Origin of the sequence: Variovorax sp. LjRoot130, from assembly GCF_964253755.1 — a bacterium.
In the GTDB taxonomy this organism is placed as follows: Bacteria; Pseudomonadota; Gammaproteobacteria; order Burkholderiales; family Burkholderiaceae_C; genus Variovorax.
Genome location: NZ_CAXURM020000001.1, coordinates 800073 through 814134, shown reverse-complemented (window position 1 = coordinate 814134; position 14062 = coordinate 800073). Strand labels below are relative to the sequence as shown.

General features: G+C 64.6%; 13 protein-coding genes and 4 tRNA genes. All 17 read right to left on the bottom strand.

Annotation, left to right across the window (positions count from 1 at the left end):
• Positions 1–6 precede the first annotated feature (6 nt).
• Positions 7–4131, bottom strand: a complete 4125-nt coding sequence (gene rpoB, locus ACSQ86_RS04130; RefSeq protein WP_093111391.1) for a DNA-directed RNA polymerase subunit beta — start codon at positions 4129–4131, stop codon at positions 7–9.
• 293 nt (positions 4132–4424) lie between these two features.
• A complete protein-coding gene (gene rplL, locus ACSQ86_RS04125; RefSeq protein WP_093111297.1) occupies positions 4425–4802 on the bottom strand; it encodes a 50S ribosomal protein L7/L12 in 378 nt (125 codons plus the stop codon).
• Between the two features lie 38 nt (positions 4803–4840).
• Positions 4841–5374, bottom strand: a complete 534-nt coding sequence (gene rplJ, locus ACSQ86_RS04120; protein WP_093111295.1) for a 50S ribosomal protein L10 — start codon at positions 5372–5374, stop codon at positions 4841–4843.
• Positions 5375–5619: 245 nt separating this feature from the next.
• Entirely contained in the window at positions 5620–6321 is a 702-nt protein-coding gene (rplA, locus tag ACSQ86_RS04115; RefSeq protein ID WP_093111293.1) for a 50S ribosomal protein L1, read from the bottom strand.
• Positions 6321–6752 carry a 50S ribosomal protein L11 gene (gene rplK, locus ACSQ86_RS04110; protein ID WP_028252759.1) on the bottom strand — a complete coding sequence of 144 codons (432 nt, stop codon included), beginning with the start codon at positions 6750–6752 and terminating at the stop codon, positions 6321–6323. The genes rplA and rplK overlap by 1 nt, the downstream gene beginning before the upstream one ends.
• A 116-nt stretch (positions 6753–6868) precedes the next feature.
• The gene (gene nusG / locus ACSQ86_RS04105) at positions 6869–7465 is read right to left on the bottom strand and encodes a transcription termination/antitermination protein NusG (RefSeq protein ID WP_093111291.1); all 597 of its coding nucleotides are present in this window, start codon (positions 7463–7465) and stop codon (positions 6869–6871) included.
• Positions 7465–7848 (bottom strand): preprotein translocase subunit SecE, encoded by a 384-nt coding sequence (gene secE / locus ACSQ86_RS04100; protein WP_436295417.1) that lies wholly within the window; start codon positions 7846–7848, stop codon positions 7465–7467. The genes nusG and secE overlap by 1 nt, the downstream gene beginning before the upstream one ends.
• Positions 7849–7992: 144 nt before the next feature.
• Positions 7993–8068, bottom strand: a tRNA-Trp gene (locus ACSQ86_RS04095).
• 10 nt (positions 8069–8078) lie between these two features.
• Positions 8079–9272 (bottom strand): elongation factor Tu, encoded by a 1194-nt coding sequence (gene tuf / locus ACSQ86_RS04090; protein WP_436296086.1) that lies wholly within the window; start codon positions 9270–9272, stop codon positions 8079–8081.
• Positions 9273–9348: 76 nt separating this feature from the next.
• Positions 9349–9423: transfer RNA gene (locus ACSQ86_RS04085), tRNA-Thr, on the bottom strand.
• A gap of 40 nt (positions 9424–9463) precedes the next feature.
• Positions 9464–9537: transfer RNA gene (locus ACSQ86_RS04080), tRNA-Gly, on the bottom strand.
• A 54-nt stretch (positions 9538–9591) separates the two neighbouring features.
• Positions 9592–9677, bottom strand: a tRNA-Tyr gene (locus ACSQ86_RS04075).
• A gap of 102 nt (positions 9678–9779) precedes the next feature.
• The gene (locus tag ACSQ86_RS04070) at positions 9780–10484 is read right to left on the bottom strand and encodes a uracil-DNA glycosylase (RefSeq protein ID WP_436295935.1); all 705 of its coding nucleotides are present in this window, start codon (positions 10482–10484) and stop codon (positions 9780–9782) included.
• Positions 10481–11281, bottom strand: a complete 801-nt coding sequence (gene trpC, locus ACSQ86_RS04065) for an indole-3-glycerol phosphate synthase TrpC (protein ID WP_436302780.1) — start codon at positions 11279–11281, stop codon at positions 10481–10483. The genes ACSQ86_RS04070 and trpC overlap by 4 nt, the downstream gene beginning before the upstream one ends.
• Positions 11282–11297: 16 nt before the next feature.
• Positions 11298–12323: an anthranilate phosphoribosyltransferase gene (trpD, locus tag ACSQ86_RS04060; protein WP_436308528.1), complete on the bottom strand. Its 1026-nt coding sequence runs from the start codon at positions 12321–12323 to the stop codon at positions 11298–11300.
• 22 nt (positions 12324–12345) lie between these two features.
• A complete protein-coding gene (locus ACSQ86_RS04055; protein WP_436302779.1) occupies positions 12346–13017 on the bottom strand; it encodes a LysE family translocator in 672 nt (223 codons plus the stop codon).
• Entirely contained in the window at positions 13010–14062 is a 1053-nt protein-coding gene (ltaE, locus tag ACSQ86_RS04050; protein WP_436308527.1) for a low-specificity L-threonine aldolase, read from the bottom strand. The genes ACSQ86_RS04055 and ltaE overlap by 8 nt, the downstream gene beginning before the upstream one ends.

Sequence of the window (14062 nt, the reverse complement as noted above, 5' to 3'; positions counted from 1 at the left end):
TCTCAATTAAGAACGTTCCAGTTCAATGTCGAGGCCCAAGGAACGAATTTCCTTGACCAGCACATTGAACGATTCCGGCATGCCGGCTTCGATCGAGTGTTCGCCCTTGACGATGCTCTCGTAGACCTTGGTACGACCCTGCACGTCGTCGGACTTCACCGTCAGCATTTCCTGCAGCACGTAGGCGGCGCCGTAGGCTTCGAGCGCCCACACTTCCATTTCGCCGAAACGCTGGCCGCCGAACTGTGCCTTGCCGCCCAGCGGCTGCTGGGTGACCAGGCTGTACGGGCCGGTCGAGCGGGCGTGCATCTTGTCGTCCACCAGGTGGTGCAGCTTGAGCACGTGCATGTAGCCGACCGTGACCGGACGCTCGAACTGGTCGCCGGTGCGGCCGTCGAACAGGTAGGCCTGCGTGCGGGTGTCGGTGAGGCCCTTGGCCTTGGCGATCTCTTCCGGATAAGCCAGCTTGAGCATGCCGCGGATCTCTTCTTCCGAAGCGCCATCGAACACGGGGGTCGCGAAGGGCACGCCGGTCGACAGGTTTCCGGCCATTTCGAGCACGTCGGCATCGCTCAGCTTGCTGAGGTCTTCCTTGCGGCCCGAGCCGTTGTAGAGCTGGTCCATGAACTTGCGCAGCTCGGCCACCTTGGCCTCGGCCTGCAGCATGTCGCCGATGCGCTGGCCGATGCCCTTGCCGGCCCAGCCCAGATGCACTTCGAGCACCTGGCCCACGTTCATCCGCGAAGGCACGCCCAGCGGGTTCAGGCAGATGTCGCACGGCGTGCCGTCGGCCATGTGAGGCATGTCTTCGACCGGAACGATCTTCGACACCACACCCTTGTTGCCGTGGCGGCCGGCCATCTTGTCGCCGGGCTGCAGGCGGCGCTTGACGGCCAGGTAGACCTTGACCATCTTGAGCACGCCCGCGGGCAGCTCGTCGCCCTGCGTGAGCTTCTTGCGCTTTTCTTCGAAGGCGAGGTCGAAGCTGTGGCGCGTCTGCTCGAGCGAGTTCTTGATCGACTCGAGCTGCGACGCCACGTCGTCGTCCGCCGGGCGGATGTCGAACCAGTGGAACTTCTCGATCGACGAGAGGTAGGCCTTGTCCAGCTTGGTGCCCTTGGCCAGCTTGTTCGGGCCGCCGTTGGCGGCCTTGCCGACCAGCAGCTTCTCGATCCGGTCGAAGGCGTCGGCTTCGACGATGCGAAGCTGGTCGTTCAGGTCGAGGCGGAAGCGCTTGAGCTCGTCGTCGATGATCTGCTGGGCGCGCTTGTCGCGCGTGATGCCTTCGCGGGTGAACACCTGGACGTCGATCACGGTGCCTTGCGAGCCCTGGTCGACGCGCAGCGAAGTGTCCTTCACGTCGGAAGCCTTCTCGCCGAAGATCGCGCGCAGCAGCTTCTCTTCAGGCGTCAGCGTGGTTTCGCCCTTGGGCGTGACCTTGCCGACCAGCGTGTCGCCCGGCTGCACTTCGGCGCCGACGTAGATGATCCCCGACTCGTCCAGGCGGTTGAGCTGCTGCTCGGCCAGGTTCGGAATGTCGCGCGTGATTTCCTCGGCACCGAGCTTGGTGTCGCGGGCCATCACCACCAGTTCCTCGATGTGGATCGAGGTGTAGCGGTCTTCGGCCACCACGCGTTCGCTGATCAGGATCGAGTCTTCGAAGTTGTAGCCGTTCCAGGGCATGAACGCGACCAGCATGTTCTGGCCGAGGGCCAGCTCGCCGAGGTCGGTGGATGCGCCGTCGGCCACCACGTCGCCCTTGGCGATCTTGTCGCCGCGCTTGACGATCGGACGCTGGTGGATGTTGGTGTTCTGGTTCGAACGCTGATACTTGATCAGGTTGTAGATGTCGACACCGACTTCACCGGCCGCCGCTTCGGCATCGTTCACGCGCACCACGATGCGGGTGGCGTCGACATAGTCGACGATGCCGCCGCGGGTGGCCGTGACCACGGTGCCCGAGTCGACCGCGGAGACGCGCTCGATGCCGGTACCGACGAAGGCCTTTTCGGGACGCAGCACCGGCACGGCCTGGCGCTGCATGTTGGCGCCCATGAGCGCGCGGTTCGCATCGTCGTGCTCGAGGAAGGGCACCAGCGACGCGGCCACCGACACGATCTGCGCCGGCGACACGTCCATGTACTGCACGCGCTCGGCGCTGACCAGGATCGATTCGCCGGTTTCGCGCGCCGACACCAGGTCGCCCGTGAGGCGGCCGTCCTTGTCGAGCGCGGCGTTGGCCTGCGCGATCACATACTTGCCTTCTTCGATGGCCGACAGGTAGTCGATCTCGTTCGTGACCTTGCCGTCGATCACGCGGCGGTACGGCGTCTCGATGAAGCCGTATTCGTTCAAGCGCGCGTAGAGCGCCAGCGAATTGATCAGGCCGATGTTCGGACCTTCAGGCGTTTCGATCGGGCACACGCGGCCGTAATGCGTGACGTGCACGTCGCGCACTTCGAAGCCGGCGCGTTCGCGCGTCAGGCCGCCCGGGCCGAGGGCCGAGACGCGGCGCTTGTGCGTGATCTCGGACAGCGGGTTGGTCTGGTCCATGAACTGCGACAGCTGCGAGGCGCCGAAGAATTCCTTCAGCGCGGCGGAGATCGGCTTGCTGTTGATCAGGTCGTGCGGCATGAGCGGCTCTTGCTCGGCCTGGCCCAGGCGTTCCTTCACGGCCTTCTCGATGCGGGCGAGGCCGGTGCGGTACTGGTTCTCGGCCAGTTCGCCGACGCAGCGCACGCGGCGGTTGCCGAGGTGGTCGATGTCGTCCACTTCGCCGCGGCCGTTGCGCAGGTCCACCAGGATCTTGACCACGGCGAGGATGTCCTCGTTGGTCAGCACCATCGGGCCGGTCGACTCGTCGCGGCCGACCTTGGCGTTGAACTTCATGCGGCCGACGCGCGACAGGTCGTAGGTGTCGGGGTTGTAGAACAGACGCTGGAACAGGGCCTGCACCGCGTCTTCCGTCGGCGGCTCGCCGGGGCGCATCATGCGGTAGATCGCCACGCGGGCGGCGAACTCGTCCACCGTCTCGTCGATGCGCAGGGTCTGCGAGATGTACGCGCCCTGGTCGAGTTCGTTGGTGTAGATGGCCTGCACGTCCTGCACGCCGGCGGCGCGCAGCTTCTTCAGGAGCGCTTCGGTCAGCTCGTCGTTGGCTTTGGCCAGGATCTCGCCGGAGTCGGCGTCGACGATGTTGCGCGCGATCACGCGGCCGACCAGGAAGTCTTCCGGCACACTGATGTGCGTGGTGCCCGTCTGCTCGAGTTCGCGCGTGTGGCGCGCGGTGACGCGCTTGTCCTTGGCGACCACGACCTTGCCGGACTTGTCGGTGATGTCGAAACGCGCGACTTCACCGCGCAGGCGCTCGGAGACGAACTCCATCTGCGCGCCGCTGTCCATCAGACGGAAGTTGTCGTTCACGAAGAAGTTCGCGAGGATCGATTCCGGGTTCAGGCCGATGGCCTTCAGCAGGATCGTGACCGGCATCTTGCGGCGGCGGTCGACGCGGAAGTACAGCATGTCCTTCGGGTCGAACTCGAAGTCCAGCCACGAACCGCGATAGGGAATCACGCGGGCCGAGAACAGGAGCTTGCCGGAGCTGTGCGTCTTGCCCTTGTCGTGCTCGAAGAACACGCCGGGCGAACGGTGCAGCTGCGACACGATGACGCGCTCGGTGCCGTTGATGATGAAGGAGCCCTTGTCGGTCATGAGCGGCACTTCGCCCATGTAGACCTCTTGCTCCTTCACTTCCTTGACCACCTTCGACTGCGAGGTCGACGATTCGCGGTCATAGATGATCAGTTGCACCTTGGCGCGCACGGCCGAGGCGAAAGTCAGCCCGCGGGTCTGGCACTCGCGCACGTCGAAGGCAGGCTTCGCGAGGTTGTACTCGAGGAACTTCATCTCGACGAAACCGTTGTGCGAGACGATCGGGAAGGCAGCGTCGAATGCAGCCTGCAGGCCTTCCACGGTGCGCTTCTGGGGTGCAATGCCGGCCTGCAGGAACGCGGTGTACGCGTCTTTCTGCATCTGCAGCAGGTAGGGGATTTCGACGACGCTGTCGCGATTGCCGAAATTCTTTCGGATGCGCTTGCGTTCGGTGTAACTGTACGTGGACGTTTGGGCCATGAGAGCTCCGGAGCTTGAGATCTTCAGCGACTTGGTCGGGTGCTTGAGCACCACTCTCCTTGGTGGCTGGCCACTACCAGCCCTGGCGGACGGTGATGCGTTGCACATCACCCGAACCAAGGGGTCTTCTGCAGTCGGGGTCAGAAGACACTCAAAAATCGTCTCGGTTTGGCTTTTCCGTCGACCTGAAGGTCTCCGGGAAAGCCGGCGCCAAGCCGGCTTTTGGGTGCGCTCTGAAAGCGGCAAAGGCTGGAGGGCCTTTCGGCACACTCCAGCCCTCCGGGAGAACCGAATTACTTCAGTTCCACCTTGGCGCCGGCGTCTTCCAGCTTCTTCTTGGCCGCTTCGGCGTCTGCCTTCGGCAGGCCTTCCTTGACGGCCTTGGGAGCGGCTTCCACCAGGTCCTTGGCTTCCTTGAGGCCCAGGCCGGTGATTTCGCGCACGGCCTTGATCGCCGACACCTTGTTCGCGCCTGCGTCGAGCAGAACGACGTTGAACTCGGTCTTCTCTTCGACGACGGCTGCAGCAGCGCCACCGCCGGCGCCGGCGGGAGCGGCCATTGCTGCGGCGCTCACGCCGAACTTCTCTTCGATGGCTTTCACCAGGTCGTTGAGTTCCAGGACCGTCATGCTGTCGAGCGCGGTCAGAAATGCGTCTTTATCGAATGCCATTTTTGATTCCTAAATAAGTTGGGTGAAAAGTCGCGCGCTTAGGCAGCGACTCCTTCTGCGGCGGGAGCTTCCGCCTGTGCTTCGCCACCACCACGCTTCTCGGCGAGCGCGGCCAGGACACGGGCCGTGCGCGAGATCGGGGATTGCATCAAGCCCAGCAGCTGCGACAACAGCACTTCCTTCGAAGGGATGTTGGCCAGTTGCTTCACGCCCTCGACGTCCAGGGCCTTGCCACCGAAAGCACCGCCGCGAATCACCAGCTTGTCGTTGGTCTTCGCGAAATCGGCCACCACTTTCGCGGCAGCCACGGCGTCTTCGGAGAAGCCATAGATCAACGGACCGGTCATCTGGTCGGACACGATCTCAAACGAGCTACCTGCGACAGCGCGGCGTGCCAGCGTGTTCTTGAGAACACTCAGGGTCACAGCCTTGCTGCGCGCATCGTTGCGCAGTTTGGTCATGTCGGCGACCGTGATGCCACGGTACTCCGCCATCACGAGCGTTTGAGCTTTTGCGGCGAGGCTGGTCACATCACTGATGACCGCTTCTTTCTCACTGCGATTCAGACTCAAGGTCTACTCCTTTTCAATGCGCCCCTCGGCCAGAGCCTCGAGACGCGCTTCATGCAGCGACCAACTGTTTTCGGAACCAGGTTCCTCTGCAGCGGGATCGCCATCTGCGCTGGCGATTAAGTGCGGGTTGCCCTGCACACCAGCGGTCTTGGATGGCCCGGGGAAGCGCTTGAACGCCGGCCCCGACCCACCACATCGCCTCGCCGCCGTTTGACCGGCGATGAGGCAAATCCTTCACGACAAACTCAACCTTGCGCGGCGATGGTTTGCGTGTCCACGCGGACACCCACACCCATCGTCGACGACACAGCCACCTTGCGCAGGTACACACCCTTGCTGGTGGCCGGCTTCGCCTTGACAAGCGCCTCGATCAGCGCCGCCAGGTTGCCCTGCAGCTTGTCGGTGTCGAACGAACGACGGCCGATGGTGCCGTGCACGATGCCGGCCTTGTCGACGCGGAACTGCACCTGGCCGGCCTTGGCGTTCTTGACGGCGGTCGCGACGTCGGGCGTCACGGTGCCGACCTTCGGGTTCGGCATCAGGCCGCGCGGGCCGAGGATCTGACCCAGCGTACCGACCACGCGCATCGCGTCCGGTGCAGCGATCACGACGTCGAATGGCATGTCGCCAGCCTTCACCATCGCAGCCAGGTCGTCCATGCCGACGATGTCGGCGCCGGCGGCCTTGGCTTCCTCAGCCTTTGCGCCCTGGGCGAACACCGCCACGCGCTTGGTCTTGCCGGTGCCGTTGGGCAGCACGACGGCGCCGCGCACGACCTGGTCAGACTTCTTGGCATCGATGCCGAGCTGCACGGCCACGTCGATCGACTCATCGAACTTCGCGGTGGCGGCTTCCTTGATGATGCCGATCGCGTCGACGAGCGGGTACAGCTTGTTGCTGTCGACCTTGCCCACGAGCGCTTTTTGCTTCTTGGTGATCTTGGCCATTACACGCCCTCCACATTCACGCCCATCGAACGGGCGGAGCCGGCGATGGTGCGAACCGCGGCGTCCAGATCGGCTGCCGTCAGGTCCTTCATCTTGGTCTTGGCGATCTCTTCGAGCTGGGCGCGCGTGATCTTGCCGACCTTGTCGGTATGCGGACGGGCGGAACCCTTCTCGAGCTTGATGGCCTTCTTGATCAAGGTGATCGCCGGCGGCGTCTTGATGATGAAGGTGAAGCTCTTGTCGGCGAACGCGGTGATGACCACCGGCAGCGGCAGGCCCGGCTCGACGCCTTGGGTCTGCGCGTTGAACGCCTTGCAGAATTCCATGATGTTCAAACCGCGCTGGCCCAGTGCGGGACCGATCGGCGGCGACGGATTGGCTTTACCAGCTGGCACTTGCAGCTTGATGAAGCCGACGATTTTTTTCGCCATGCTTTTCTCCTTGCGGGTGATGACGCCTTGGCTTGTTCAGCCGCAGCTCCCCGGGGTTGACGACTCTTCGAATAAAACCCAGCGCCGAGTCGGGAAGCGCCAGGCCGAAACTGTCTTCAGGTCTTTTCCACCTGGCTGAACTCGAGTTCGACAGGCGTCGCGCGGCCGAAAATCATGACCGACACGCGCACCTTGCTCTTCTCGTAGTTGACTTCCTCGACCGTGCCGTTGAAGTCGGTGAACGGGCCTTCCTTGACGCGCACGAATTCGCCCACGACGAACTCGACCTTGTGGCGCGGCTTCTCGGTGCCCTGTTGCATCTGGCTGACGATGTCCTCGACCTCTTTCTGCGAGATCGGGGCCGGCCGGTTCTTCGCGCCGCCGACGAAGCCCGTCACCTTGTTGGTGTGCTTCACCAGGTGCCAGCTTTCGTCGTCCATGATCATCTCGACCAGCACGTAGCCCGGGAAGAAGCGGCGCTCGGTGGTGCGCTTCTGGCCGTTCTTGATCTCGACCACTTCTTCGGTCGGCACCAGGATGCGGCCGAACTTGCTCTGCATGCCGGCGCGGTTGATGCGCTCGAGGATGTTGCGCTCCACGGCCTTTTCCATGCCCGAGTACGCGTGCACCACGTACCAGCGCAGATCGGGGTTGGCGGGAGGTGCCAGCAGGGAAGTGCTTTCCGGCGTGGTTTCGACAGCGTCGTCAGTCATTATTTTCTCCAGCCCAGAATGAGGTCGAAGAACACCCATTCGAGCGTCTTGTCGGTGAGCCAAAGGAAGACGGACATGATCGCGACGAAGCCAAACACGTAGGCCGTCATCTGGATCGTTTCCTTGCGCGAAGGCCACACGACCTTCTTGACCTCGCGCCACGAATCGCGGCCGAAAGCCCACAGCTGACGACCGCTCTCCGAGCTCGCGAACGCGCCGACAGCGGCGGCAAGGCCCACCAGCAGGGCGGCCCACTGCACGATCGCACCTTGGCGCGAGAGCAGATAGAACGCCACGATGGCGCCCACCGCGAGCACGACAGCCACGGCCAGCTTGGCCTTGTCTGCGCCCGTACTCACGGTTTCGATTTGAGAAGTGGCCATCTTGCGGCTTTATTCCTGCGGCCTTTCGGCCTTCAATTCAATACGTCTTCTTGAGACGCCGAAGCCCGTCAGGCTATGACGGGCTTTTTCTGCCTTTCCGTCAGGCTATGACGGGCTTATTTGTTCGAGAGCACCACCCTCAGGTGGCAGGGGCAGTAGGAATCGAACCTACAACCTTCGGTTTTGGAGACCGACGCTCTGCCAATTGAGCTATACCCCTGTGCAATCCTTTATACGTCGAGGATCTTCGCCACCACGCCCGAGCCCACGGTGCGGCCGCCTTCGCGGATCGCGAAGCGCAGGCCTTCTTCCATGGCGATCGGGTTGATCAGCTTCACGGTGATGCTGACGTTGTCGCCGGGCATGACCATTTCCTTGTCCTTGGGCAGCTCGATCGCGCCGGTCACGTCCGTCGTGCGGAAGTAGAACTGCGGGCGATAGTTGTTGAAGAACGGCGTGTGACGGCCGCCTTCGTCCTTGCTCAGCACATACACCTCGGCGGTGAAGTGCGTGTGCGGCTTGATCGAGCCGGGCTTGCACAGCACCTGGCCGCGCTCGACTTCTTCGCGCTTGGTGCCGCGCAGCAGCACGCCGACGTTGTCGCCGGCCTGGCCCTGGTCCAGCAGCTTGCGGAACATTTCCACGCCGGTACAGGTGGTCTTCACCGTCGGGCGGATGCCCACGATCTCGATTTCCTCGCCGACCTTGATGACGCCGCGCTCCACAGCGCCGGTCACCACCGTGCCGCGGCCGGAGATGGAGAACACGTCTTCCACGGGCATCAGGAAGGTGCCATCGACCGCGCGCTCGGGCGTGGGGATGTAGGTGTCCAGCGCGTCAGCCAGCTTCATGATGGCTTCCTCGCCCAGCTTGCCCTTGTCGCCTTCCAGGGCGAGCTTGGCCGAGCCATGGATGATGGGGGTGTCGTCGCCGGGGAATTCGTACTTGTCCAGCAGCTCGCGCACTTCCATTTCGACGAGCTCCAGCAGCTCGGCGTCGTCCACCATGTCGCACTTGTTCAGGAAGACGATGATGTAGCCCACACCGACCTGACGGGCCAGCAGGATGTGCTCGCGGGTCTGGGGCATGGGGCCGTCGGCGGCCGAGCACACGAGGATGGCGCCGTCCATCTGGGCGGCACCGGTGATCATGTTCTTGACGTAGTCGGCGTGGCCGGGGCAGTCGACGTGGGCGTAGTGGCGGTTGGCCGTTTCGTATTCGACGTGGGCGGTGTTGATGGTGATGCCGCGCGCTTTTTCTTCAGGCGCCGCGTCGATCTGGTCGTAGGCCTTGGCTTCGCCGCCGAACTTCGTCGACAGCACCGTCGCAATCGCCGCCGTCAGCGTGGTCTTGCCATGGTCCACGTGACCGATCGTGCCCACGTTCACGTGCGGCTTCGTGCGGGTGAATTTTCCTTTTGCCATTTTCTCGACTCCGAAAAATAACTAGATCAACACACTGATATGGGGTTGCAACCCGAAGACTGCAACCCCAAAAACCTGGTGCCCATTGCGGGAATCGGACCCGCGACCTCTCCCTTACCAAGGGAGTGCTCTACCACTGAGCCAAATGGGCGAAATTCAAAAAAACTGTGCCTTGCGTCGAACTGGACTTCTGGAGCGGGAGACGGGAATCGAACCCGCGTCATTAGCTTGGAAGGCTAGGGTTCTACCATTGAACTACTCCCGCATTCGCGGCGCGCCAACGCTTCGAGTTTTCGCTCTGCTTTGTCCTTTTCTTCGCTGGTGGAGAGGGCTGGATTCGAACCAGCGTACTCGTAAGAGGGCAGATTTACAGTCTGCTGCCATTAACCACTCGGCCACCTCTCCGGCGAACCTCGGAATATAGCACGGTTGGGAGGGCAGGTCGATGACAGCCCCCGCCAAAAGTTGCTGCGTCGCAGGTTGCGTCGCGCATTTTACCCGGGCTAATCAAAGGCCCTGCGATTCACGCCAGGCGCGTGCCTGGCCGAAGTGGCCGCAACCGATGAAGGGCACGGGCGGGCGCAGCGCCGAGAGCGGCGAGGGATGGTTCGCGGTCAGCACCTTGTGCCGACGGGTGTCGATCAGCGCCCGCTTGCTCTGCGCGTGCGAGCCCCAGAGCATGAACACGACCGAGCGCTCGCCCTCTGCCACGTGGCGAATCACCGCGTCGGTCAGCACTTCCCAGCCGCGGCCCGCATGGCTGGCCGGCTGGGCCTCCTCCACGGTGAGGCAGGTGTTGAGTAGCAGCACGCCGTGCGTCGCCCACTTGACCAAGCTGCCGCCCGGATCCGGGAACCTGGGCGGAGAGGTGCCCAGATCGCGTTCGAGCTCCTTGAAGATGTTGCGCAGCGAAGGCGGCAGCGCAACGCCCGGCGCCACCGAGAAGGCCAGCCCCTCGGCTTGGCCGCGGCCGTGGTACGGGTCCTGGCCCAGGATCACCACGCGCACCGTCTCGGGCGGCGTGAGCTCCAGCGCGCGCAGCGGCTGCGGCGGGAAGATCACCGCACCGGCGTCCAGCCTCTCGCGCAGGAAGCCGAGCAGCTTCTGCCCGACCGGCCCACCGAAAAAGCCGTCGACCAGCGGCTGCCAGCCTGGCGCGACGGGCCAATCGGCCGGATCGCAGCTCGCCAGCTGATTGGCCAACGCGCTCATTGGAAGAGTTCGGCGAGCGCCTCGCCCGGTTCGTCGGCGCGCATGAAAGCCTCGCCGACCAGGAAGGCATGCACCCCCGCCGCGCGCAGCTTCGCGACCTCGTCGCGCGTCGAAATGCCCGATTCGGTGACCAGCAGGCGCCCGGCCGGCACCTTGGGCATGAGGTCGATGGTGGTTTGCACCGACACCTCGAAAGTGCGCAGGTTGCGGTTGTTGACGCCGATCAACGGCGTCTTGAGCGTCAGCGCACGATCGAGCTCGGCGCCATCGTGCACCTCGACCAGTACCGCCATGCCGAGCCCCATGGCGATCGCTTCAAAGTCGCGCATCTGCGTATCGTCGAGGCAGGCGGCGATCAGCAGGATCGCGTCGGCACCCATCGCGCGCGATTCGTAGACCTGGTAGGCATCGACGATGAAATCCTTGCGCAGCACCGGCAGATCGCAGGAGGCGCGCGCCTGCTTGAGGTAGTCGACGCCGCCCTGGAAGAACTGGCGGTCGGTCAGCACCGAGAGGCAGGCCGCGCTGACCTTGCCGTCGCCTTCGGCATAGCTCTGCGCGATATCGGCCGGGATGAACTCTTCGCGCAGCACGCCCTTGCTCGGGCTGGCTTTCTTGATCTCGGCGATCACCGCCGCCTGGCCGGCCGCGATCTTGGCCCGCAAGGCGCCGACGAAGTCGCGCGTGAGCACCCGGCTTTCGGCATCGAAGCGCACGGCTTCGAGCGAGCTTCTCTTCTGCGCTGCTGCGACCTCTTCGCGCTTGACGGCAACGATCTTCTCGAGGATGTCGGACATGGTTCTCTGCTCTCCCTCAACTGGCGGCGGTCGCCTTGATCAGCTCGGCCAGCTTGGCCTTGGCCGCGCCGGAGTCGATGGCGGCGCGCGCGCGCGCCACGCCCGCGCCGATCGAATCCACCAGATTGGCCGCATAGAGCGCCGCGCCGGCATTGAGCACGACGATGTCGCGCGCCGCGCCGGGCTGGTTGTCGAGCACGCCGAGCAGCATCGCTTTCGACTGCTCCGGCGTCTCGACGCGCAGCGCGCGGTTGCTCGACATCTGGAAGCCGAAGTCCTCGGGATGCAGCTCGTACTCAAGGATCTCGCCGTGCTTGAGCTCGCCGACCATGGTGGCGGCCCCGAGCGAGATCTCGTCCATGCCGTCGCGCCCATAGACCACCAGCGCATGCTCCGCGCCCAGCCGCTGCAGCGCGCGCACCTGGATGCCGACCAGGTCGGGATGGAACACGCCCATCAGGATGTTGGGCGCGCCGGCCGGATTGGTGAGCGGCCCCAGGATGTTGAAGATGGTCTTGATGCCGAGTTCCTTGCGCACCGGCGCCACGTTCTTCATGGCCGGATGATGGTTCGGCGCGAACATGAAGCCGATGCCGACATCGGCGATGCATTGCGCGATCTGCTCGGGCTTAAGGTTGATGTTGATGCCCAACGACTCCAGCACGTCGGCGCTGCCCGACTTGCTGCTCACGCTGCGCCCGCCGTGCTTGCTGACCTTGGCACCCGCAGCGGCGGCGACGAACATCGAGCAGGTCGAGATGTTGAAGGTGTGCGAGCCGTCGCCGCCGGTGCCGACGATGTCCACCAAATTCGTGGTGTCGGCCACCTGCACCTTGGTCGACACCTCGCGCATCACCTGCGCGGCGGCGGTGATCTCGCCGATGGTTTCCTTCTTGACGCGCAGGCCGGTGATGAGCGCCGCCATCATCACCGGCGAGCATTCGCCGCTCATGATGAGGCGCACGATGTGCAGCATCTCGTCGTGGAACACCTCGCGGTGTTCGATGGTGCGCTGCAGGGCTTCCTGGGGGGTGATGGGCATGATGAAGTCTCCCTCGGTTGTTTCAGTGAGCGTGAGCTGCCGCGAGCGGATTCTCGGACAGTGCGAGCTTGATGCCAAAGCCGACAAACAGGGCGCCCGCGCCGCGCTCCAGCCAGTGCATGCCGCGCTGCACCGCGCCGACGCGGCGCGCCGTCCAGCCGGCCAGCAATGCCCAGGCGAAGTTCACGAAGATCGCGTTGAAGTTGAACAGTGCGCCCAGCAGGAAGAACACCAGCGGCTTGTTCGCGGCATCGGGCGCGATGAACTGCGGCACGAAGGCCAGGAAGAACAGCGCCACCTTGGGGTTGAGCACATTGGTCCAGAAGCCGCCGAGGAACACGCTCTTCATGCTGGCGGGGCCCGCCGCATCTGCATCGGCGCGCACCAGCGCCGACGGGTCTTTGTCCGGCCGCGACAGCAGCATGCGCACGCCGACCCACAGCAGGTAGGCCGCGCCCAGCCACTTGAGGGCGGTGAACAGGGTGGTCGATGCCGCCATCAGCGCGCTCACGCCCACCGCGGCGGCGGTGATGTGCACGAAGCAGCCGGCCGTGATGCCGATGCCCGCCACGATGCCGGCGCGCGTGCCCGAGCGCAGCGCGCGGCTCACGATGTAGAGCACATCGGGGCCCGGCGTGAGATTCAGCAGCAGGCCGGCGGCGATGAACAGCAGCAGGGAATGGAGTTCAGGCATGGAAGAAGCTCCGGATCGCGCCGATGGCGCGGTCGATGCCGGCTGCGTCGACATCGAGATGGGTCGCGAAGCGCAGCCGATACAAGCCGGTGGCAAGCACGCCGTTTTGCTTCAGGTGCGCCAGCAGCTCGGCCGAGCGCGCCTGCGCCTCGCCCCTCAGGTCGACGAACAGCAGGTTGGTCTGCGGCGTCTCGACCTGCAGCCCGGGAATCCCGGCCAGGCCGTCGGCGAGCCGGCGCGCGAGCGCGTGGTCCTGCTCGAGGCGGTCGATGTGGTGTTGCAGTGCATGAGAAGCAGCGGCCGCCAGCATGCCGGACTGCCGCATGCCGCCGCCGGCCATTTTGCGGATGCGGTGGGCGCGCGCGATCAGCTCGCGCGAGCCGCACAGTGCCGAACCCACCGGGGCGCCGAGGCCCTTGCTGAAGCAGACCGAGACGCTGTCGAAGCACTGTGCGATGCGGCGCGCTTCGGCGCGCGCCTCGGTGCCGCGCTGGGCGGCCTGTGCAACGGCGGCATTGAAGAGCCGTGCGCCGTCCAGATGGCGGCCCAGGCCCTTGCGCTGCGCCAGTTGCGTCGCCTCTTCGACATAGCTGAAGGGCAGCAGCTTGCCGCCGATCGTGTTTTCCAGCGCCAGCAACCGGGTGCGCGCGAAATGCGCGTCGTCGGGCTTGATGGCAGCCTCGATGTCTTTCAGCGCCAGCGAGCCGTCCGGCTGATGCTCGAGCGGCTGCGGCTGCACGCTGCCGAACACTGCGGCGCCGCCGCCTTCCCAGCGGTAGCAATGCGCCAGCTGGCCGACGATGTATTCGTCGCCGCGCTGGCAATGGGCCAGGATCGCGCAGAAGTTGCTCTGGGTGCCGGTCGGCACGAACAGCGCCGCTTCGAAGCCCAGCATCTCGGCGATCTGCGACTGCAGCGCGTTGACGCTCGGGTCGTCGCCGAACACGTCGTCGCCCAGCGGCGCTTCGAGCATGGCCTGGCGCATCGCGGCGGTCGGCCGGGTGACGGTGTCGCTGCGCAGGTCCACCAGGGTCGTCGTGCTCAT

Excerpts from the sequence above, each read along its gene's own strand:
- rpoB (WP_093111391.1), bottom strand. The coding sequence starts at position 4,131 with ATGGCCCAAACGTCCACGTACAGTTACACCGAACGCAAGCGCATCCGA.
- rplL (WP_093111297.1), bottom strand. The coding sequence starts at position 4,802 with ATGGCATTCGATAAAGACGCATTTCTGACCGCGCTCGACAGCATGACG.
- rplA (WP_093111293.1), bottom strand. The coding sequence starts at position 6,321 with ATGGCCAAGATCACCAAGAAGCAAAAAGCGCTCGTGGGCAAGGTCGAC.
- rplK (WP_028252759.1), bottom strand. The coding sequence starts at position 6,752 with ATGGCGAAAAAAATCGTCGGCTTCATCAAGCTGCAAGTGCCAGCTGGT.
- nusG (WP_093111291.1), bottom strand. The coding sequence starts at position 7,465 with ATGACTGACGACGCTGTCGAAACCACGCCGGAAAGCACTTCCCTGCTG.
- secE (WP_436295417.1), bottom strand. The coding sequence starts at position 7,848 with ATGGCCACTTCTCAAATCGAAACCGTGAGTACGGGCGCAGACAAGGCC.
- tuf (WP_436296086.1), bottom strand. The coding sequence starts at position 9,272 with ATGGCAAAAGGAAAATTCACCCGCACGAAGCCGCACGTGAACGTGGGC.
- ACSQ86_RS04070 (WP_436295935.1), bottom strand. The coding sequence starts at position 10,484 with ATGAGCGCGTTGGCCAATCAGCTGGCGAGCTGCGATCCGGCCGATTGG.
- trpC (WP_436302780.1), bottom strand. The coding sequence starts at position 11,281 with ATGTCCGACATCCTCGAGAAGATCGTTGCCGTCAAGCGCGAAGAGGTC.
- trpD (WP_436308528.1), bottom strand. The coding sequence starts at position 12,323 with ATGCCCATCACCCCCCAGGAAGCCCTGCAGCGCACCATCGAACACCGC.
- ACSQ86_RS04055 (WP_436302779.1), bottom strand. The coding sequence starts at position 13,017 with ATGCCTGAACTCCATTCCCTGCTGCTGTTCATCGCCGCCGGCCTGCTG.
- ltaE (WP_436308527.1), bottom strand. The coding sequence starts at position 14,062 with ATGAGCACGACGACCCTGGTGGACCTGCGCAGCGACACCGTCACCCGG.